Raw genomic sequence first — 19,092 nt, 5'->3', positions numbered from 1 at the left:
GGGCTTTCGTCGGAACGCCTTATTCAGGGTCCTGAGAGCCTGCTTAGAGGAGAGACTAGAACAATGGCAAAAGTAATCGGTATCGACCTCGGAACCACCAACTCCTGCATCGCCATCATGGACGGCAAGGAGCCCAAGGTTATCGAGAATGCGGAAGGCGCGCGCACGACCCCTTCCATCGTCGCCATCAACAGCGATGGCGAACGCCTCGTCGGCCAGCCGGCCAAGCGCCAGGCGGTCACCAATCCTGAAAACACCATCTTCGCGGTCAAGCGCCTGATCGGCCGCCGCTATGACGATCCGGTGACGGAGAAGGACAAGAAGCTTGTCCCCTATAAGATCGTCAAGGGCGACAATGGCGATGCCTGGGTCGAGGCCGGCGGCAAGAAGCTTTCGCCCAGCCAGATCTCGGCCATGATCCTGCAGAAGATGAAGGAAACGGCTGAAGCCTACCTCGGCGAGAAGGTCGAGAAAGCGGTCATCACCGTTCCGGCCTATTTCAACGATGCCCAGCGCCAGGCGACCAAGGACGCCGGCAAGATCGCCGGCCTCGAAGTGCTGCGCATCATCAACGAGCCGACGGCTGCCGCACTTGCCTATGGTCTGGAGAAGAAGGACGGCAAGACCATTGCCGTCTATGACCTTGGCGGCGGCACGTTCGACATTTCGGTGCTCGAGATCGGCGACGGCGTCTTCGAGGTGAAGTCGACCAACGGCGACACCTTCCTCGGCGGCGAGGACTTCGACATGCGCCTGGTCGAGTACCTGGCGGCCGAGTTCAAGAAGGAGCAAGGCATCGACCTCAAGGCCGACAAGCTCGCCCTGCAGCGCCTGAAGGAAGCGGCCGAGAAGGCCAAGATCGAGCTGTCGTCGACGACGCAGACCGAGATCAACCTGCCCTTCATCACTGCCGACGCCAGCGGGCCGAAGCACCTGACGATGAAGCTCACCCGGGCGAAGTTCGAGAGCCTGGTCGAGGACCTCGTGCAGCGCACCATCGACCCCTGCAAGGCGGCGCTCAAGGATGCCGGCCTGAAGGCGGGCGAGATCGACGAAGTGGTGCTGGTCGGCGGCATGACCCGCATGCCCAAGATCCAGGAGATCGTGAAGCAGTTCTTCGGCAAGGAGCCGCACAAGGGCGTCAACCCGGATGAGGTGGTCGCGCTCGGCGCCGCCATCCAGGCCGGCGTGCTGCAGGGCGACGTGAAGGACGTGCTGTTGCTCGACGTGACGCCGCTGTCGCTCGGCATCGAGACGCTGGGCGGCGTTTTCACCAGGCTGATCGAACGCAACACCACGATCCCGACTAAGAAGAGCCAGGTGTTCTCGACGGCCGAGGATTCGCAGTCGGCGGTGACCATCCGCGTCTTCCAGGGCGAGCGCGAGATGGCGGCCGACAACAAGCTGCTCGGCCAGTTCGATCTGGTCGGCATTCCGCCGGCTCCGCGCGGCGTGCCGCAGATCGAGGTCACCTTCGACATCGACGCCAACGGCATCGTCAACGTCTCGGCCAAGGACAAGGGCACCGGCAAGGAGCACCAGATCCGCATCCAGGCTTCGGGTGGTCTGTCCGATGCCGACATCGAGAAGATGGTGAAGGACGCCGAGGCAAATGCCGAGGCCGACAAGAAGCGCCGCGCCCTCGTCGAGGCCCGCAACCAGGCCGAATCGCTGGTGCATTCGTCCGAGAAGTCGCTGAAGGACTATGGCGACAAGGTCTCGGAGGCCGACCGCACCGCGATCGCCGACGCGATTGCGGCGCTGAAGTCCGCAGCTGAAGGCGATGACGTGGCCGATATCGAGGCCAAGTCGCAGTCGCTCGCCGAAGCTTCGATGAAGCTTGGCCAGGCCATGTACGAGGCCTCGCAGAAGGAAGCGGCCGAAGCCGACGCCAAGGCGGACGCCGCCAAGGATTCGGACGTGGTCGACGCCGACTTCGAGGAAATCGACGAAGACGACGACAAGAAGAAGTCGGCCTGAGCCGGCTGACGGCCACATAATGCGAAAAGCCCGGCGCAAGGCCGGGCTTTTTTGCAACCTTCACCGAAAAAGTGCGGACCTGGCCCAAAAATTGACGGAAAAACACCGGTGAGCACGGCTCGGCTCTGGCATCCGGGCAACATCGCTCCTAAATCGAACAACGTGCCGGCGACGACGCGACAATGCTTGAAGACATTGAGCATCCGGACAGCGGGAAAAAATGAAAGCTGATTTCTACGAAACGCTGGGCGTGCAAAAAGGCGCCGACGACAAGGAGCTGAAGAGCGCTTTCCGCAAACTCGCCATGCAGTTCCATCCCGACCGCAACCCCGGCGACCATGCCTGCGAGCACAAGTTCAAGGAAATCAACGAAGCCTACGAGACGCTGAAGGACCCGCAGAAGCGCGCGGCCTATGACCGTTTCGGCCACGCCGCCTTCGAGCAGGGCGGCATGAACGGCGCAGCGCACGGCTTCGGCGCCGGCGGCTTCGCCGACATCTTCGAAGACATTTTCGGCGACATGATGGGTGGCCGCCAGCGCCGCTCGTCGGGCGGCCGCGAGCGCGGGGCCGACCTGCGCTACAACATGGAAATCTCGCTGGAAGAGGCGTTTTTGGGCAAGACGGCGCAGATCCGCGTGCCGGCATCGATTTCCTGTTCGGAATGCTCCGGCAGCGGCGCCAAGCCCGGCACGCAGCCGGTCACCTGCGCGATGTGCCACGGCCATGGCAAGGTGCGGGCAACGCAAGGCTTCTTCTCGATCGAGCGCACCTGCCCGCAATGCCAGGGGCGCGGCCAGACGATCAAAGACCCCTGCCCGAAATGCGCCGGCCAGGGCCGCGTCACCGAGGAGCGTTCGCTGTCGGTCAACATCCCGGCCGGCATCGAGGACGGAACTCGCATCCGGCTTGCCAATGAGGGCGAGGCCGGCCTGCGCGGCGGCCCATCGGGCGACCTCTACATCTTCCTTGCCGTCAAGCCGCACGAATTCTTCCAGCGCGACGGCGCCGACCTCTACTGCAAGGTGCCGATCTCGATGACGACCGCCGCCCTCGGCGGCTCGTTCGAGGTCACCACGCTTGACGGCACGCAGACCAAGGTGAAAGTGCCGGAAGGCACCCAGAACGGCCGCCAGTTCCGGCTGAAGGGCAAGGGCATGCCGGTGCTGCGGCAGCCCAATGTCGGCGATCTCTACATCCAGACCGCGGTCGAGACGCCGCAGAACCTGTCGCGGCGCCAGCGCGAGCTCCTGGAAGAGTTCGAGCAGCTCTCCTCGAAGGACAATTCGCCCCAGTCGAGCGGCTTCTTCGCCCGCATGAAGGACTTTTTCGAATCCTTCGGCGAACCCTGAGTGGGATGCGGCAGGGGTTGACGCGCTGCCTCAACGTCATCAACATCTTATGCCAGATCTTGCCTTGCCTTGTTCCACCTAGCTGCTAAGTAGCGGGTCGGGGAGCGTTGAGGAGAGCTCGCATGGCACGTGGTCCCGGGTTGCGCAAAGCGCTGGCGGAAAAATTCGACGACGAGCTGAAGTTCTTCAAAGGCTGGATAGACAAGCCGAAAGCTGTCGGCTCGATCGTTCCCACCAGTTCCGTGACCGCCCGCAAGATGGCCTCGATCGTCAACCCGAAATCGGGCCTGCCGGTGCTGGAGGTCGGCCCCGGCACCGGCGTCATCACGCGTGCCATTCTCGCCCAGGGCGTGAAGCCGGAGAACCTCTACGCGATCGAATACGCGACCGACTTCGTGCGCCATCTGCGCCGGCTCTATCCGCGCGTCAATGTCATCGAGGGCGACGCCTTCAACCTCGACGCAACACTCGGCGACAAGCGCGACTTGGTGTTCGATTCGGTCGTCTCCGGCGTGCCGCTGCTCAATTTCCCGGTCGCCCAGCGCATCGCCTACATCGAAAGCCTGCTCGACCGCATTCCCGTCGGCCGGCCGATCGTGCAGCTGACCTACGGCCCGCTCTCGCCGATTCCGCCCGGCCGCGGCGACTACACGGTCAAGCATTTCGATTTCATCATCCGCAACATTCCGCCGACGCAGCTGTGGATCTACCGGCGCGAGGCATGTTGACCGAAAGCGCTTGGCCATCGAAAGCGCTTGGGGATTGATCGCTCTTCGACCTATACGTCTCTCGACAGGTGGCCGATGGCAGTAATCGCAAGAATCCTCGTCTTTGCAGGCTCGATCCGCACCGGCGCTTTCAGCGGCCGGACGGCCGATGTGGCGCAAAAGGAACTCGCCATGCAGGGTGCGGAGGTGACCCGCATCTCGCTCGGCGACTATCCGCTGCCGATCATGGACGAGGATCTTGAGAAGGACAAAGGCATTCCCGAGAATGCCGTGAAGCTCGGGCATCAGATTTCCGCCCATGACGGGCTGCTGATCGCGACGCCTGAATATAACGGCTCGATCCCGCCGCTCTTGAAGAATTCGATCGACTGGGTGAGCCGGCTCCGGCGCGACGGCAGCCGCTCGTTCAGGCCGCTTTACGGCAAGCCCGTCGCGCTCTGCTCCTCCTCCGAGGGCAAGTTTGCCGGCATACGCTGCATCAACCACCTGCGCGCGGTGCTGGTGCGCTGCCAGATGGAAGTGATCACGCCGGAATGCTCGGTTTCCGGCGCCGATGAAGCCTTCGCCGAGGACGGACAATTCCGCGACGCCAGACTGCACCAATCGATGGAGCGCCTATGCCGTACACTGATCGAAACCTCGCGCATGCTGTCCGTGAGGATCGAGGTCTGATGCATCCGGTCGAGACCATGCGCGACAGGCTGATCGTCGGCCTCGACGTGCCGACGCTGAAGGAAGCCGAAAAGACGGTGCGCGCGCTCGAAGGCAGCGTCTCTTTCTACAAGATCGGCTATCAGCTCGCCTTCGCCGGCGGGCTCGATTTCGCGCGCGAGCTCGCCAGCGGCGGCACCAAGGTCTTCCTCGACATGAAGCTGCTCGACATCGACAACACGGTGGCCAAGGGGGTCGAGAATATCGTCAGGATGGGGGTCTCGATGCTGACACTGCATGCCTATCCCAAGGCTATGCAGGCGGCGGTGGAAGCAGCCAAGGGCAGCGATCTCTGCCTGCTCGCGGTGACCGTGCTGACCTCGATGGACGAGCAGGACATGATCGATGCCGGCTATGAACACGATCCGCACACGCTGGTGCTGAGGCGCGCCGAACAGGCGCTGCATGCCGGCATGGGCGGCATCGTCTGCTCGGCCGAGGAGGCCGAAGCCGTGCGCCGGATCGTCGGTCCCGACATGGCCGTGGTCACGCCGGGTATACGGCCGAGCGGCAGCGACCATGGCGACCAGAAGCGTGTGGTGACGCCGGCGCAGGCGATCCGCAACGGCTCCAGCCACCTTGTCGTCGGCCGGCCGATCGTCAAGGCGCCGGATCGGCGGGCGGCGGCCGAGGCTATCTTGGCCGAAATGTGCTCGGCATAGGGCCGATCCGGTTTGCGAACCGAAACAGGAGAAAATGATGCCAAAGGGATATTGGGTTGCCCGCGTCGATGTGCGCGACCCGGAAGGCTACAAGGACTATGTCGCCGCCGCCAAACCGGCTTTCGAGCGCTTCGGCGCGAAATTCCTGGCGCGCGGCGGCGAGCATGAGAAGGCCGAGGGGCCCGGCCGCGCGCGCAATGTGATCATCGAGTTCGCTTCGCTTGCCGCCGCACATGACTGCTACCATTCGCCGGAATATCAGCGCGCCGTCGCCATTCGCCAGAAAGTGGCCGACGGCGAGATCGTGCTGGTCGAGGGCGTTTGATCGTCTGAATCGTTCTGCCTTGACATGATCAAGGAAGGCGGTGGCGCAGAATAGAGATTTGCAGCGATCCTTCGCCGGCGTCTCAAAGCCGCTCCGCAGCCGCAGGCCGGTCCAATCCCTAAGCTTATGCCTTCAGCCGGCTGGTCGCCGTCTCCGCCATCGCATCCGCCAGGCTCATGCTCCATTGCCTGCGGCAATAGTCGCGGAAATCGAAGCAGGGCAGGCCGGGACAGACTTCGAACTCGATGAGATGGACGGTGTCGTCGGCCTCGACCCTGAAATCGACCGAGAAGACGTCCTTCAGGCCAAGCCCGGCGATCAGCTCCTGCGCGATGGCGCGGATCGCGCGATCGGCCGCCGGCTGGCTGGCGGCGGCCTGCTCGAGCTCCGGCTCGGCATAGGTGCCTGCGTCCCTGGCGGCTTGGCCGCTATCGCCGTAGAGCGCCATGGAGTCGGCCATGGTCTGGAAGTCGCCGCCGGACTCGACGAAGGCGATGCCGAGCGCCTCGACGCCGGTATCCGGCTTCAGACCGAGGAAGCTTGCCCGCACATTACGGCCGGCGACATAAGGCTGGACGACGACATCGTCGCGATAATGGTCAAAGACCCGCCGGCTGAGCTCCAGCGCATGACCAAGATCGCGACAGCGCGAATCCGGCCAGATGCCGATCTTGGCGCCGAGCCGGTTTGGTTTGACGAACCAGCCGGCGGACGAGGCCGACGGCTCGACCAGCCATTTCCCATTTCGGGCCAGCCCGGCCGGCGGCACCGGCAGGCCAAGCGCGCCGAGCACGGCGCCGGAGCGGAACTTGTCCTGGCAGAGCGCGAACAGCGAATCGTCGGCGCCGATCGTCTTCAATCCATTCAGCCTTGCCAGCGCAGGCGAAGCGCCGCCGCGGAAATAGGCGATGCCGTCGGTCAGCGTCCAGACCAGGGTTTTGACGGGATCGGCGTTCGCCAAGACGGTCGCGGCGTCGTCCAGCTCGACGGCCATGAAGGTTAGGCCGCGCGTTTCGCAAGCGGCGGCGAGCTGGCCGAATTCGGGCGCGAGATCGGTCGACTGCGCCAGATAGGACGAGATCTCGGTTGCGCGTTCCGTCGGGTAGCCGTCGGCGACCAGCCGGTCGAAGCAAGCCTTCTCCGGCTCGTGGACAAGGATCAGCGTCGGGCCGTTGCGCGGCATGGAAGCTCCCAGAAGAGTCAGGTGCTACCATCGCATGGCGGTTGCAATCGGCTTTCAGGAAACCGACCTGAGCGAGCGATAATGCGCAAGCCGCTCAGGCGATCAGCACGCGCGGCTCGAAGCGGCCCCGGACCGGAATGTCGAGCAGGAAGGTCATGCCGGCCTGAGGATCGAGCTTGCGCTGCTTGTCGTCCTTGCCTTTCCAGGCCGATGTCACCGCCAGGCGGTCGGCGTTCGGCCCGACAAAGGCGGGGCAGGAAGGCTGCGTTACCGGCATCGGGATTTCGCGCAGCAGCATGCCGTCCGGCGAATACGCCTTCACCGCCTTGCCGCCCCAGACGGCGTTCCACAGCACGCCGTCGCGGTCGACGACCGAGCCGTCGACATAGCCTTTTTGCGAACGATGATCGACGAAGATGTTCGGCTCGCCCGTCGGCAGGCCGGTCGCCGGATCGCAAGCGACGCGCATCAGAAGCCCGGTCGCGGTGTCGGTGTAATAGGCGATCGTCCCGTCGTCGGAAAAGCAGATCGAGTTGGACACGGTAATGTCGGAGAACAGTCGGCGAAGCTCGCCCTTGAAGAACCAGTAGATCGCGCCGGCGCCCTTGCCCTCGTCCTTGCCCATCGTGCCGGTCCACAACGCGCCGCAGGGATGGACGCGGGAATCGTTGGAGCGGGTCAGCGGATTGTCGGCTTCGATCGGCGTGTGCAGCGTCAGCCTGCCGGTCGCAACATCGCGGACCTGCAGGCCGATCTCGGTGGCGATCAGCTGGCGGGCATCGTCGATGACGGCAATGGCGCTGGCCATCACGCCGAGATCATGGATTTTCAGCGCGCCGGCGAGCGGCTTTTCCAGAAGCTTGCCATTGACGATGTCGAACCAGAACAGCGTGTCGGTGCCGGGATCGTAGCTCGGTCCCTCCCCCAACTGGCAAATGTGATCGCTGAAGACCGAAACGCTGTCCATCAAATCCCTCCGAAGGCTTCGTCCCAGGCCGCGACCGCGGCGCGGGCGCGCTCAGCCACTTCATCGACGCTGGCGCCCGGCTTATAAAGGCTCGACCCCAGGCCGAAGACGCTGACGCCGACCGCTTTGTAGCCGGCAAAATCCTTGTCCGAAACGCCGCCGACGGCGCCGATCAGCGCCGTTGCCGGCAGCACGGCGCGGATCGCCGAAATGCCGCCGGCGCCGAGCACGCTTGCCGGGAAGAATTTAAGCGCCGAAGCACCGAGCCTGATCGCCTGGAAGGCCTCGGTGGGCGTGAACACGCCCGGCATCGTCACCATGCCATACTGCATGGCGCGGCCCATGACATCGGCATCGATGTTGGGGCTGACCAGCAGCCGGCCGCCGGCCTTGTGCAAGGCATCGACATCGGCCGCCGTCAGCACCGTGCCGGCGCCGACCAGTGCGGTTTCGGGGAGGACTTCCGCGATCCTGGTGATCGACGAAAACGGTTCCGGCGAATTGAGCGGCACCTCGATCGCCTCGATGCCAGCGTCGAAGACCGCCTGGCCTATTGAGATCGCCTCGGTCGGCTTGAGGCCACGCAGGATGGCGACCAGCCCGCGTTTCAATTTCGGAAAGGGTGCTGTCTGCGTCACGCGTCGCCTCCGATCATGCGGTTCTCGCGCGCGGCTTCGACAAGGCCGGCGCGCACCGCTTCATCCGCATCGACGAGCCGAAAAGCAAGACCGGCGAAGCCAAGAGCGGCGCCATAGAGCGAAGCCAGCGCGCCGGAAGCGATCAGCACGACGGGCGCTTCACTGATGCCGTAGCGCCGCTTCGCCGAAGCGATCTCGCCGCCGATCAACAGCCCGGACAGGCACGCCGCCGCCTCGTCGGATTTCAAATCTTGCAGCAGCCCGGCGGCGCGGATCGCAAACAGCTTTGACGTGACATCGCCGCCTTCGCCCAGCGCGCGCTCGCACCACTGACGGAAGAACGGACCATCCGCCGTGACCGGTGCCGGATGCTCGCCCAGCGAATGTTTCAGGATCGAATGCGCGGCCAATACCGAAAACAACTCGCCGGTCGGCCAGGTGCCGAAGCCGGCGACCGCGCCGTCCTCGACCACGACCCATTTGGAATGGGTGCCCGGCATGCAGACGAGGTGGCGGCCCTTTGCCGGCAAATTCGCGCCGGCAAGCTGCGTCTCCTCGCCGCGCATGACATCCGGGGCGTCGGCGAGGCGCTGGGCGAGGCCGGGCACGATACGAATGTCGCGGCGCTCGCCTTCGATGCGGGCGGCGCCTGCCAAGATGGCGCCGATCGGCGCAGGCACGGTGACGTATGGCGCCTCGATCCAGCCCTGGCGGGAACCCGCCATGCCGCAGATGATGACGGGCAGGGACTCCGGCGCGCCCATGGCGGCGAGATGGCCCTCCAGCACCGTCGCAAAACCTTTTTCGCGCGCCGTGATCAGGCCGTCGTCGCCGCGCCGCTCGGCGAGCAACTGACCCGCGCCGTCAAGCAGCCAGGCCCTGAGCCTGGTCGTGCCCCAGTCGAGGGCGGCGACCGCAGGCGCGCCGCTCACAGCACGCCTCCGTCGACGATCAGCATTTGCGCGGTCAGCATGCGCGAGGCGTCCGACGCCAGGAACAGCACCGTACCGACAATGTCGTCGGGCTGCATGGGCTGCTTGATGCATTGCTTGGCGACATGGGCGGCAAGCGCCTGCTCGGTGACCCAAAGCTCGCGCTGGCGTTCGGTGATCACCCAGCCGGGCGCAACCGCGTTGACGCGGATGCCGTCGGCGCCGAGCTTGCCGGCAAGACCTTTGGTGAGGCCGAGGATACCGGCCTTGGCGGCGGTATAAGCCGGCAGGTCGGGATGGTTGATGAGGTAGGACGTGGAGCTGAAATTGATGATCGAGCCGCGGCCGGCGCGCTTCATGCCCGGCGCCACCGCCTGGGCGGTGAAGAAATGCGGCCGCAGGTTGATGGCCAGGTTGTTGTCCCAGAACTCGACCGTGACATCCTTCACCTCATGGCGATCGTCGAGCGCGGCGTTGTTGACCAGCGCCGTGACATCGCCATGCGCTTTCGCCGCCTTCGCTGCCGCGGCGCGCAGCGCCTCGACGTCGCGCAGATCGGTCTTGAGATAGAGCGGACGCCGGCCAAGCTCCCTTTCCAGACGGTCGGCCAGCGCCGTGCTGGGCTTGTCGGCGATGTCGATGAAGGCGACCTTGGCGCCTTGCCGCATGAAGCCCTCGGTCAGCGCCGCGCCGATGCCGGAACCGCCGCCGGTGATCAACACCGAGGCGCCGTCGAGGTCGGCGAAACGCGCCGATGGCATCATGATTTCTGTCTCCCTTTGGCCGGCGCGCATCCTAGCCATGCCGGCCCCGGGAGCAAGGGTGAAAAGGCGATTTCGGCGGCAATATGTCTGACAAAATAGCAGCCGCGCTTCCGTGAGGCGCAGACGGGTCGGCTTGGATCGCAGGTTGGTCGATCAGATCGCCTTGGCGCGCAGCGCGCCGCGATAGGAATCGCGCAGATAGCCAAGCGTGGCGTCGGCATCGACGGGCTTGCCGAACAGATACCCCTGGCCACCCGCGCAGCCGAACTGGACGAGGCGGTCGGCCTGCGCTTCCTCCTCGATGCCTTCGGCCACAACGTCCATGCCGAGTCCTTCGCACATGGCGAGAATGGCACGGATGATGTGTTCCGAGGGGCGGTCTTCGAGGATCGAGGAAACGAAGGCGCGATCGATCTTCAGCTTGTCGAAATGGAATTCGCGCAGGCGTCCGAGCGACGACTGGCCGGTGCCGAAATCGTCGAGCGAGACGCGGATGCCGACGCGGCGCAGATCCTCGACGATCTTCTCGGCCGAAGCCGGGTCGGTCATCAGGCCGGTTTCGGTGATCTCGATCTCCAGCCGGCGCGGATCGAAGCCGGTGCGGTCGAGGATCGCCAGAATATGCAGGCCGGTGTTCTGATCGACAAGCTGCGAGGGCGACAGGTTGAAGGACAAAAACAGGTCCTTCGGCCAGTTGCGAGCCGCCTCGGTCGCCTTGCGCAGCACCAGCTGCGACAGCGGGCCGATGATGCCGCGCTCCTCGGCGATGGGAATGAACACGCTCGGCGGCACCATGCCGAGATCGCGATCGGTCCAGCGAGCCAGCGTCTCGAAGCCGATGGTGCGGCGACTGGTGAGGTCGACGATCGGCTGGAAATGCGGCTCGACCTCGCCGGCCGAGACGGCGCGGCGCAGCGCCTGCTCGATGCGGGTGACGCGCTTGGCGGCCTCCTCCATCTCGCGTGTGTAGACGACGACGCGGCCGCGGCCCGAGCGCTTGGCGTGGTAGAGCGCGGTCTCGGCCTTGTTGATCAGGATCTCTGTGGTCTCGTCGCCGGAATAGAACAGCGAGCAGCCGACCGAAGCCGACAATCTGGCGGTGCGCTCGCCGACATCATAGGGCGCCGACAGGATCTCGATCAGCATGCGCGATTTTTCGGCGGCCTGCTCCTCGCTGAACACCATCGGGTAGAGGAAGGCGAACTCGTCGGCGCCGATGCGACAGACGGTGGAGTAGCCATCCATCGAGGCACGCAAGCGCATAGCCACCTGGATCAGGATGTCGTCGCCGGCCTTGTGGCCGAACAGGTCGTTGATCGGCTTGAAGCCATCGAGATCGAGGATGCCAACGGTGAAGGGCGCGGGATCGTCGGCGCGGTCGCTGATCAGGCGATCGACCTTGTCGTAAAAGCGACGATGGTTGCCAAGCCCGGTCAGCGGATCGGTGAAGGCCAGATCCGCGTTTTCCCTGCCTGGCTGCCCGGTGCCAAACGTCGTTTGCATCATGTCCCTGTTCTGATGGGGAATTTGTAACCAGACTGGCAGCAAAGCGTTTAGGAAAGGTATCGGAAAATCGATTTTCTGAAGTTGCGAAAGGGTCTTGGCGCCATGCCTGGCGGTCCAGGGTCTTTGGCGATGGAGGCTTAAACCGGGCATTAACAGCTTCAATAAATAGTAAAGCGGCCCGGAGACGCCGGCATTGGGACCGGCATTGGCGCGGCTGGTCGGCTGGGCCCGGGCACCGGAGACAGGCATGCCGCACGAGGTCCGCAACGAGCCGGCGATCGCCGTGCTCCTGCCCTGCTACAATGAGGAGCTGACGATCGGTGAGGTCGTGCGGCGCTTCCGCGAGACGCTGTCCTCCGCGACGATCTATGTCTACGACAACAATTCGAAGGACCTGACCGCGCTCAGGGCCCGCGCGGCCGGCGCGGTCGTCGTGCGCGAACCGCGCCAGGGCAAGGGCAATGTCGTGCGCCGCATGTTCGCCGACATCGACGCCGACATCTATGTGATGGCGGACGGCGACGGCACCTACGCGCCGGAAGATGCGCCGGAGCTGATCAACACACTCTTGACCGAGCGCTCGGACATGGTGGTGGGCACCCGGCGGGGCGTCACCGACGACGCCGGCCGCTCCGGCCACGCCTTCGGCAACCGCATCTTCAACCGGCTCTACAAGGGCCTGTTCGGCGCCGATTTCACCGATATCTTTTCCGGCTACCGGGTCTTTTCGCGGCGCTTCGTCAAGAGCTTCCCGGCGGTTTCCGGCGGCTTCGAGATCGAGACCGAGATGTCGGTCCATGCCTCGCAGCTCAAGCTGCCGGTGAACGAGATGGCGCTCGACTACGGCCGCCGCCCGGAAGGCTCATCGTCGAAGCTGTCGACGTTCAGAGACGGCGCCAGGATCCTGTGGATGTTCGCCATGTTGGTGAAGGAGACGCAGCCGCTGCGTTTCTTCGGCACGTTTGCCCTGTTCTTCCTGGCGGCCAGCATCGGGCTGATGATCCCGGTGCTGATCGAGTTCGCCGAGACAGGACTTGTTCCGCGCATGCCGACCTGGGTGCTGTCGGTTGGCCTGCTCCTCTTGTCCATGCTGGCGATGGTCACCGGGCTGATCCTCGATTCGGTGTCGCGCGGCCGGGCCGAACAGAAGCGCATCTTCTATCTTTCCATCCCTGCCGGCCGCACCGAGCGACGCGCGGGCTTCAACGGCGAGGCCTCCCCGAAGAGGGAGCCGGGCAAGGCCTCGCGAGCCGCCTGATGGTCCGGCTTGCCCGCTTCGTGCTTGCCGGCGGCATCGGCTTCGTTGCCGATGCGGCCGCGCTCTGGCTGCTGCTTTCCGTCACGCCGCTCGGACCGCTGGCGGCGCGCGTGCTGTCGATCGGCTTCGCGCTCACCGTCACCTGGCAGATCAACCGGCATCTGACCTTTGCGCCGTCGAGCCGAGGCATCGCGCAGGAAGGCGCGCGTTACGGCGGCGTCGGCGTCGCCACCAGCATCGTCAATTATCTCGTCTATTGTGCCCTTCTGTTCGCGCTGCCCTCCCTGCCGCCGCTGGCGGCGCTGACGGTCGCCTCGCTGGTCGCGATGGCGCTGTCCTTCGTCGGCTATTCCCGGCTGGTCTTCGACCGATAATCTCTGGCCGATTGGCAGAAGCCGCCGATTTCCCTATATCGGCGGCAGAGATTGCCGGAGACCCGAGATGCCGTTGAAAATCGCCGTCCAGATGGACCATGTCTCGACGGTGTCGATCGCCGGCGACACCACGTTCGCGCTGTCGCTGGAAGCGCAGCGGCGCGGCCACAAGCTTTTCCACTACACGCCCGACCGGCTGTCGATGCGGGACGGCAAGGTGTTCGCGCGCGCCGAGGAGATGCAGGTGCGCGACGAGAAGGGCAGCCATTATTCGCTGGGCGAGCCGGTGCGCACCGATCTGTCGGAGATGGACGTGGTGCTGCTCAGGCAGGACCCGCCCTTCGACATGAACTACATCACCACCACCCACATTTTGGAACGCATCCATCCGAAGACACTGGTGATCAATGACCCGGCCTGGGTGCGCAACAGCCCGGAAAAGATCTTCGTCACCGAATTCCCGGACCTGATGCCGGAGACGCTGATCACCAAGGATCCGCAGGAGGTGGCCGCCTTTCGCAAGGAGTTCGGCGACATCATCGTCAAGCCGCTCTACGGCAATGGCGGGGCGGGCATCTTCCATCTGCACGAGGCCGACCGCAACCTCGCCTCGCTGCTCGAAATGTTCGGCCAACTGTTCCGCGAGCCCTATATCGTGCAGCGCTACCTCAAGGACGTGCGCAAGGGCGACAAGCGCATCATCCTGATCGACGGCGAGCCGGTGGGCGCCATCAACCGCGTGCCGGCCGAGCACGATTCGCGCTCCAACATGCATGTCGGCGGCCGCGCCGAGAAGACCGAGCTGACGGAGCGCGAACGCGAGATCTGTGCCCGCATCGGGCCGGCGCTCAGGGAACGCGGCTTCATCCTCGTCGGCATCGATGTCATCGGCGACTACATGACCGAGATCAACGTCACCTCGCCGACCGGCGTGCGCGAGGTGCGGCGCTTCGGCGGCGCGGACATTGCTGCCCTGTTCTGGGACTGCGTGGAAGGGAAGCGGAAGTAGCGCCCCTCAGCTGCCCGGTGGGCGGGACCGTATGTTCCCGTAATGTTCTTGCTTAAGCTGCAAATCTGTGGTTGTCTAACCTGATCCCGCTCGCCGCCTGATCGCAGGACCGGCGAGCGAGCCGGTATCCGGGGGCTTGAGACAAGATGGTAGCGCGGGTTCGCACGGTGGCTTTCCAGGGCATCGAGGCCGTGCCGGTCGATGTCCAGGTGATGATCGCGCCGGGCAAGGTCGGGATGCAGATCGTCGGTTTGCCGGACAAGGCGGTGGCAGAGAGCCGGGAACGCGTGCAGGCCGCGCTTCATGCGTCCGGCCTGTCGATGCCGTCGAAGAAGGTGACGGTGAATCTCGCGCCGGCGGACCTGCCCAAGGAAGGCAGCCATTACGATCTGCCGATCGCGCTCGGATTGATGGCCGCGCTCGGCGCCATTCCTGGCGATATGCTGGCCAGCTATGTCGTGCTCGGCGAATTGTCGCTCGACGGCACCATTGCCGCTGTCGCCGGCGCGCTGCCGGCGGCGATCGGCGCCAACGCCGAAGGCAAAGGGCTGATCTGTCCGTTCGCCTGCGGGCCGGAGGCAGCCTGGGCCGGCAAGGATTTCGATATCCTGGCGCCGCGCAGCCTGATCGCCATCGCCAACCATTTTCGCGGCACCCAGGTGCTGTCGCGTCCCGAGGCCGGCATCCAGGTCGCCGCGCGCGATCTGCCGGACCTTGCCGACATCAAGGGCCAGGAAAGCGCCAAGCGGGCGCTGGAAGTGGCGGCGGCGGGCGGGCACAATCTCCTGATGGTCGGACCGCCGGGCTCGGGCAAGTCGATGCTGGCGCAAAGGCTGCCCTCGATCCTGCCGCCGCTGGCGCCGAAGGAGCTGCTCGAAGTCTCGATGATCGCGTCGGTGGCGGGCGAGCTCGGCGAAGGCAAGCTGACAGACCGACGGCCGTTCCGCGCGCCACATCATTCAGCGTCGATGGCGGCGATGGTGGGCGGCGGCTTGCGCGTGCGGCCGGGCGAAGTGTCGCTTGCGCATCACGGCGTGCTGTTCCTCGACGAGTTCCCGGAATTCACGCCGCAGACGTTGGACGCGCTGCGCCAGCCGCTGGAGACCGGCGACTGCGTGATCGCGCGCGCCAACCACCGCGTCACCTATCCGGCGCGCATCCAGCTGGTGGCGGCGATGAACCCGTGCCGCTGCGGCATGTCGGGCGAGCCCGGCTATCGCTGCCTGCGCGGCGAGCGCTGCCGCACCGAATACCAGGCGCGCATTTCCGGCCCGCTGCTCGACCGCATCGATCTCAGGATCGAGGTGCCGGCGGTCTCGGCAAGCGACCTGATCCGGCCGGACAAGGCCGAGACCAGCGCCGCTGTGGCGCAGCGCGTGGCGCGCGCCCGGGCCATGCAGCGCGAGCGGCTGGAAAGGCTGGGTGCGGCGGCCACCACCAACGCGCACTGCCCGCCTTCGGTCGTCGAGGCGATCGCCAGGCCCGACGCCGCCGGGCTGACGCTGCTCAAGGACGCCAGCGAAAAGCTCGCCTTCTCGGCGCGAGCCTATCACCGCGTGCTGAAGGTCGCGCGGACGCTCGCCGATCTCGACGCCAGCGAAACCGTCGGCCGCATCCATCTCGCCGAGGCGATCTCCTACCGCATGAGCGCGGAGCGCATGGCGCAGGCGGCGTAAGGTCCCTGGCGCGGATTTCCGGCGCTACCCCGCCCGGTGCTTCGCCTTCAGCTCCAGCCTGCGCGCATGCAGCACCGGCTCGGTGTAACCGTTGGGCTGGACTGTCCCCTTGAACACCAGGTCGCAGGCGGCCTGGAAGGCGATCGACTTGTCGAAATCCGGCGCCATCGACCGGTAGAACGGGTCGCCGACATTCTGGCGATCGACGATCGCCGCCATGCGCTGCAGCGAATCCCGGACCTGGATCTCCGAGCACACCTTGTGGCGCAGCCAGTTGGCGATGTGCTGCGAGGAGATGCGCAGCGTGGCGCGGTCCTCCATCAGGCCGACATCGTTGATATCGGGCACTTTCGAGCAGCCGACACCCTGATCGATCCAGCGCACGACATAGCCGAGAATGCCTTGCGCGTTGTTGTCGAGCTCGCGCTGGATCTCGTCCGGGGTCCAGTTCGGCCGCACCGCCACGGGCACCGACAGGATGTCGTCGAGCCTGGCCTTCGGCCGGCTCCTCAGCGCCGCCTGCACGGCGTGCACATCCACTTTATGATAGTGGGTGGCGTGCAGCGTCGCCGCGGTCGGCGACGGCACCCAGGCGGTGTTGGCGCCGGCCTTGGGGTGCGCGATCTTTTGCTCGAGCATCGCCGCCATCAAATCCGGCATGGCCCACATGCCCTTGCCGATCTGGGCGTGGCCGGCGAGGCCGCATTCCAGGCCCGTGTCGACGTTCCACGCCTCATAGGCGGAAATCCAGGCCGCCTGCTTCATGTCGCCCTTGCGGATCATCGGGCCGGCTTCCATCGAGGTGTGGATCTCGTCGCCGGTGCGGTCGAGGAAGCCGGTGTTGATGAAGACGACGCGCTCCCTTGCGGCGCGGATCGCTTCCTTGAGGTTGACGGTGGTCCGCCGCTCCTCGTCCATGATGCCCATCTTGATGGTGTTCTTGGCCATGCCGAGCAGGGCCTCGACGCGATCGAAGATTTCCACGGCGAAGCCGACTTCCTCCGGCCCGTGCATCTTGGGCTTCACCACATACATCGAGCCGGCGCGGGAGTTGGCGCGGCGGCCGTTGTCGCCGACATCGTGCAGCGCAATCAGCGCGGTGAGCGCCGCGTCCATGATGCCTTCCGGCACCTCGTTGCCGTCGCGGTCGAGGATCGCCGGATTGGTCATCAGGTGGCCGACATTGCGCACCAGCATCAGCGAGCGTCCGGGCAGCAGCAGCTGGCCGCCATTCGGCGCCGTGTAGCGGCGGTCCGGATTTAGCTTGCGGACAAAGCTCTTGCCGGCCTTGGTGATCTCTTCCGCCAGATCGCCCTTCATCAGCCCGAGCCAGTTGCGATAGACGACGACCTTGTCCTCGGCATCGACGGCGGCGACCGAATCCTCGCAATCCTGAATGGTGGTCAAGGCGGCCTCGAGGACGACGTCGGCAATGCCGGCCGCATCGGTCTTGCCGATCTGACTGGCATGATCGACGACGATCTCGATATGCAGGCCGTTCTTTACCAAAAGCACGGCTTCCGGAGTGGCGGCGTCGCCGCGGTAGCCGGCGAACTGCTTCGGGTCGGCAAGCGTGGTGGCGCCGGCGCCTTCGCCGACCTTCAGCGCGCCGTTCGCCACCGAGAGCCCGTTGATGCCGGCCCATTTGCCGGTGGTGAGCGGCACGGACTGGTCGAGGAAGTCCCTGACCCAGGCGATCACCTTGGCGCCGCGCGTGGGATTGAACGTTTTGCCCCTTTCGGCGCCTCCCGTCTCGGGAATGGCGTCGGTGCCGTAGAGCGCGTCATAAAGCGAGCCCCAGCGCGCATTGGCGGCATTGAGCGCATAGCGCGCGTTCATCACCGGCACGACCAGCTGCGGCCCGGCGACGACCGCGATCTCCGGATCGACATTTTCGGTCGAGACGCTGAAGGCCGGGCCTTCCGGCACCAGATAGCCGATCTCCTCGAGGAAAGTTCTGTACACCTCCATGTCGACCGGCGCGCCGTTGGCGCGGTACCAGTCGTCCAGCCTCTCCTGCATGGCGTCGCGCTTGGCGAGCAGCGCGCGGTTCTTCGGCGCGAGGTCGTGGACGATGGCGGAAAAGCCCTCCCAGAACTTTTCCGGATCGATGCCGGTGCCGACTGCTGCCTCCTCGGCGACGAAGTCATGGAGCTCCCGGGCAATCTGCAACCCGGCGATCTCGATGCGGTCGGTCATCAGCACGTCTCCAGATGGGTAAGGCTTTGCCGGGGCTTTGACATGTTTGGGGTTCAAGGGTCAATTCGGCTTAGGGTGAAGGTGCGGCGCGGTTTCCCTTCTCCCTTGTGGGAGAAGGTGGATCGGCGCGCAAGCGCCGAGACGGATGAGGGGTGTTCCAGCGGAGTGCGGCGCTGGTGTTCCCTGGAGCACCCCTCATCCGTCGCCTCCGGCGACACCTTCTCCCACAAGGGGAGAAGGGGGAAGGCGCGCTCACACCGCAATCCTTGGGCGCCCAGAGGCCACCGCCACCACATGCGCCTCGATGAACATGCGCTGGTTCTCGACCGTCGAGACCTTGAATTCGGTGGAAACGTCGATTTCGGCGCTGTCGGTGCCGGCATTCTTCGCGCGTTCGGCGACGATCGCCCGCACGTCGGCTTCAGCCGCGGCGATCGCCTTCTCCTCCTCGGTGAAGTCGCGCACCGTCTGCCCCGAGGCGAGCCGGAAAAGCCCTTCCCTGGGCTGGCTGACGCGGGCTTCGGCCGAGACCCGCACCTGGCCGACGACGGCGCCGAGCGCGTTGGCGACGTCGGTGTCCTCCGGCACGATGCAGCCATTGCCGATCAGCGGCGGCAGGCCGGCGTAATGCAGCGGCGCCGAGGCGCCGAGGCCGATCACCGGCCGGTCGAGCGCGACGCTGAAGCGGGCGATGCCGGGATGCGCATCGACGGCGCGCTGCACCAGCGCGTGCGCGACGGTCGCGGCGCCGTCCAGCCCGTCCTCGGCGAAGGCGGTTTCGAGAATATATTCGGCCGACCAGCGCGTCAGCGTGACGAGCACGCGCTGG

The 19,092-nt window shown here is 65.4% G+C and carries 17 protein-coding genes and 1 pseudogene; 10 read left to right on the top strand and 8 right to left on the bottom strand.

Features of this window, described 5'->3' with window-relative positions; translation table 11 throughout:
• Window positions 1–63 precede the first annotated feature (63 nt).
• From dnaK to EOA79_RS10225, 6 genes are all read left to right on the top strand, one after another.
• Complete coding sequence (dnaK, locus tag EOA79_RS10250) at window positions 64–1,980, top strand: molecular chaperone DnaK (RefSeq protein ID WP_095782077.1); 1,917 nt, start codon at window positions 64–66, stop codon at window positions 1,978–1,980.
• A gap of 220 nt (window positions 1,981–2,200) precedes the next feature.
• Window positions 2,201–3,331, top strand: a complete 1,131-nt coding sequence (dnaJ, locus tag EOA79_RS10245) for a molecular chaperone DnaJ (RefSeq protein ID WP_067003083.1) — start codon at window positions 2,201–2,203, stop codon at window positions 3,329–3,331.
• A 122-nt stretch (window positions 3,332–3,453) separates the two neighbouring features.
• Window positions 3,454–4,059 (top strand): phospholipid N-methyltransferase PmtA, encoded by a 606-nt coding sequence (pmtA, locus tag EOA79_RS10240; protein WP_095825475.1) that lies wholly within the window; start codon window positions 3,454–3,456, stop codon window positions 4,057–4,059.
• A 75-nt stretch (window positions 4,060–4,134) separates the two neighbouring features.
• Window positions 4,135–4,731, top strand: coding sequence for an NADPH-dependent FMN reductase (locus tag EOA79_RS10235; RefSeq protein WP_095825474.1), 597 nt, complete (start codon window positions 4,135–4,137; stop codon window positions 4,729–4,731).
• Window positions 4,731–5,432 carry an orotidine-5'-phosphate decarboxylase gene (gene pyrF / locus EOA79_RS10230; RefSeq protein WP_095799003.1) on the top strand — a complete coding sequence of 234 codons (702 nt, stop codon included), beginning with the start codon at window positions 4,731–4,733 and terminating at the stop codon, window positions 5,430–5,432. Before EOA79_RS10235 ends, pyrF begins: the two co-directional genes overlap by 1 nt.
• Before the next feature lie 37 nt (window positions 5,433–5,469).
• Window positions 5,470–5,757, top strand: coding sequence for a DUF1330 domain-containing protein (locus tag EOA79_RS10225; RefSeq protein WP_095825573.1), 288 nt, complete (start codon window positions 5,470–5,472; stop codon window positions 5,755–5,757).
• Window positions 5,758–5,881: 124 nt separating this feature from the next.
• Here EOA79_RS10225 and EOA79_RS10220 read toward each other — a convergent pair whose 3' ends face one another.
• The 6 genes from EOA79_RS10220 to EOA79_RS10195 all read right to left on the bottom strand — a co-directional run bounded on the left by EOA79_RS10220 (window position 5,882) and on the right by EOA79_RS10195 (window position 11,744).
• Window positions 5,882–6,940: a D-alanine:D-lactate ligase-like protein gene (locus EOA79_RS10220; protein ID WP_095825473.1), complete on the bottom strand. Its 1,059-nt coding sequence runs from the start codon at window positions 6,938–6,940 to the stop codon at window positions 5,882–5,884.
• Window positions 6,941–7,034: 94 nt separating this feature from the next.
• Complete coding sequence (locus EOA79_RS10215; RefSeq protein ID WP_164748125.1) at window positions 7,035–7,907, bottom strand: SMP-30/gluconolactonase/LRE family protein; 873 nt, start codon at window positions 7,905–7,907, stop codon at window positions 7,035–7,037.
• Window positions 7,907–8,545 carry a 2-dehydro-3-deoxy-6-phosphogalactonate aldolase gene (locus tag EOA79_RS10210; protein WP_095776816.1) on the bottom strand — a complete coding sequence of 213 codons (639 nt, stop codon included), beginning with the start codon at window positions 8,543–8,545 and terminating at the stop codon, window positions 7,907–7,909. Before EOA79_RS10210 ends, EOA79_RS10215 begins: the two co-directional genes overlap by 1 nt.
• Entirely contained in the window at window positions 8,542–9,477 is a 936-nt protein-coding gene (locus tag EOA79_RS10205) for a 2-dehydro-3-deoxygalactonokinase (protein ID WP_095825471.1), read from the bottom strand. The genes EOA79_RS10210 and EOA79_RS10205 overlap by 4 nt, the downstream gene beginning before the upstream one ends.
• The gene (locus EOA79_RS10200) at window positions 9,474–10,241 is read right to left on the bottom strand and encodes an SDR family oxidoreductase (RefSeq protein ID WP_095825572.1); all 768 of its coding nucleotides are present in this window, start codon (window positions 10,239–10,241) and stop codon (window positions 9,474–9,476) included. The genes EOA79_RS10205 and EOA79_RS10200 overlap by 4 nt, the downstream gene beginning before the upstream one ends.
• A gap of 153 nt (window positions 10,242–10,394) precedes the next feature.
• The gene (locus EOA79_RS10195) at window positions 10,395–11,744 is read right to left on the bottom strand and encodes an EAL domain-containing protein (RefSeq protein ID WP_067324636.1); all 1,350 of its coding nucleotides are present in this window, start codon (window positions 11,742–11,744) and stop codon (window positions 10,395–10,397) included.
• A 250-nt stretch (window positions 11,745–11,994) separates the two neighbouring features.
• On the opposite strand from EOA79_RS10195, the gene EOA79_RS10190 reads away from it, so the two are divergent.
• The 4 genes from EOA79_RS10190 to EOA79_RS10175 all read left to right on the top strand — a co-directional run bounded on the left by EOA79_RS10190 (window position 11,995) and on the right by EOA79_RS10175 (window position 16,064).
• On the top strand, window positions 11,995–13,005 hold the full coding sequence (locus EOA79_RS10190) for a glycosyltransferase (RefSeq protein WP_127334704.1): 1,011 nt from the start codon (window positions 11,995–11,997) through the stop codon (window positions 13,003–13,005).
• Window positions 13,005–13,379, top strand: coding sequence for a GtrA family protein (locus tag EOA79_RS10185; protein WP_067323734.1), 375 nt, complete (start codon window positions 13,005–13,007; stop codon window positions 13,377–13,379). Before EOA79_RS10190 ends, EOA79_RS10185 begins: the two co-directional genes overlap by 1 nt.
• 67 nt (window positions 13,380–13,446) lie before the next feature.
• On the top strand, window positions 13,447–14,388 hold the full coding sequence (gene gshB, locus EOA79_RS10180; RefSeq protein ID WP_095825470.1) for a glutathione synthase: 942 nt from the start codon (window positions 13,447–13,449) through the stop codon (window positions 14,386–14,388).
• A gap of 146 nt (window positions 14,389–14,534) precedes the next feature.
• Window positions 14,535–16,064 (top strand): YifB family Mg chelatase-like AAA ATPase, encoded by a 1,530-nt coding sequence (locus EOA79_RS10175; RefSeq protein WP_127334705.1) that lies wholly within the window; start codon window positions 14,535–14,537, stop codon window positions 16,062–16,064.
• Window positions 16,065–16,088: 24 nt separating this feature from the next.
• Here the strand turns inward: EOA79_RS10175 and EOA79_RS10170 are convergent, their stop codons facing one another.
• The gene (locus tag EOA79_RS10170) at window positions 16,089–18,263 is read right to left on the bottom strand and encodes a malate synthase G (RefSeq protein ID WP_127334706.1); all 2,175 of its coding nucleotides are present in this window, start codon (window positions 18,261–18,263) and stop codon (window positions 16,089–16,091) included.
• Window positions 18,264–18,515: 252 nt separating this feature from the next.
• Window positions 18,516–19,092, bottom strand: a pseudogene (locus EOA79_RS10165) (hydantoinase/oxoprolinase family protein); the annotation flags it as partial.

This window comes from Mesorhizobium sp. M1A.F.Ca.IN.020.03.2.1 (assembly GCF_004023205.1).
Taxonomy (GTDB): domain Bacteria; phylum Pseudomonadota; class Alphaproteobacteria; order Rhizobiales; family Rhizobiaceae; genus Mesorhizobium.
Note: the sequence above shows the minus strand (reverse complement) of the source record. Positions and strands in the feature narration are given on the sequence as shown.

Coding starts and splice junctions, on each gene's coding strand:
- dnaK (WP_095782077.1), top strand. CDS start 64: ATGGCAAAAGTAATCGGTATCGACCTCGGAACCACCAACTCCTGCATC.
- dnaJ (WP_067003083.1), top strand. CDS start 2,201: ATGAAAGCTGATTTCTACGAAACGCTGGGCGTGCAAAAAGGCGCCGAC.
- pmtA (WP_095825475.1), top strand. CDS start 3,454: ATGGCACGTGGTCCCGGGTTGCGCAAAGCGCTGGCGGAAAAATTCGAC.
- EOA79_RS10235 (WP_095825474.1), top strand. CDS start 4,135: ATGGCAGTAATCGCAAGAATCCTCGTCTTTGCAGGCTCGATCCGCACC.
- pyrF (WP_095799003.1), top strand. CDS start 4,731: ATGCATCCGGTCGAGACCATGCGCGACAGGCTGATCGTCGGCCTCGAC.
- EOA79_RS10225 (WP_095825573.1), top strand. CDS start 5,470: ATGCCAAAGGGATATTGGGTTGCCCGCGTCGATGTGCGCGACCCGGAA.
- EOA79_RS10220 (WP_095825473.1), bottom strand. CDS start 6,940: ATGCCGCGCAACGGCCCGACGCTGATCCTTGTCCACGAGCCGGAGAAG.
- EOA79_RS10215 (WP_164748125.1), bottom strand. CDS start 7,907: ATGGACAGCGTTTCGGTCTTCAGCGATCACATTTGCCAGTTGGGGGAG.
- EOA79_RS10200 (WP_095825572.1), bottom strand. CDS start 10,241: ATGATGCCATCGGCGCGTTTCGCCGACCTCGACGGCGCCTCGGTGTTG.
- EOA79_RS10195 (WP_067324636.1), bottom strand. CDS start 11,744: ATGCAAACGACGTTTGGCACCGGGCAGCCAGGCAGGGAAAACGCGGAT.
- EOA79_RS10190 (WP_127334704.1), top strand. CDS start 11,995: ATGCCGCACGAGGTCCGCAACGAGCCGGCGATCGCCGTGCTCCTGCCC.
- EOA79_RS10185 (WP_067323734.1), top strand. CDS start 13,005: ATGGTCCGGCTTGCCCGCTTCGTGCTTGCCGGCGGCATCGGCTTCGTT.
- gshB (WP_095825470.1), top strand. CDS start 13,447: ATGCCGTTGAAAATCGCCGTCCAGATGGACCATGTCTCGACGGTGTCG.
- EOA79_RS10175 (WP_127334705.1), top strand. CDS start 14,535: ATGGTAGCGCGGGTTCGCACGGTGGCTTTCCAGGGCATCGAGGCCGTG.
- EOA79_RS10170 (WP_127334706.1), bottom strand. CDS start 18,263: ATGACCGACCGCATCGAGATCGCCGGGTTGCAGATTGCCCGGGAGCTC.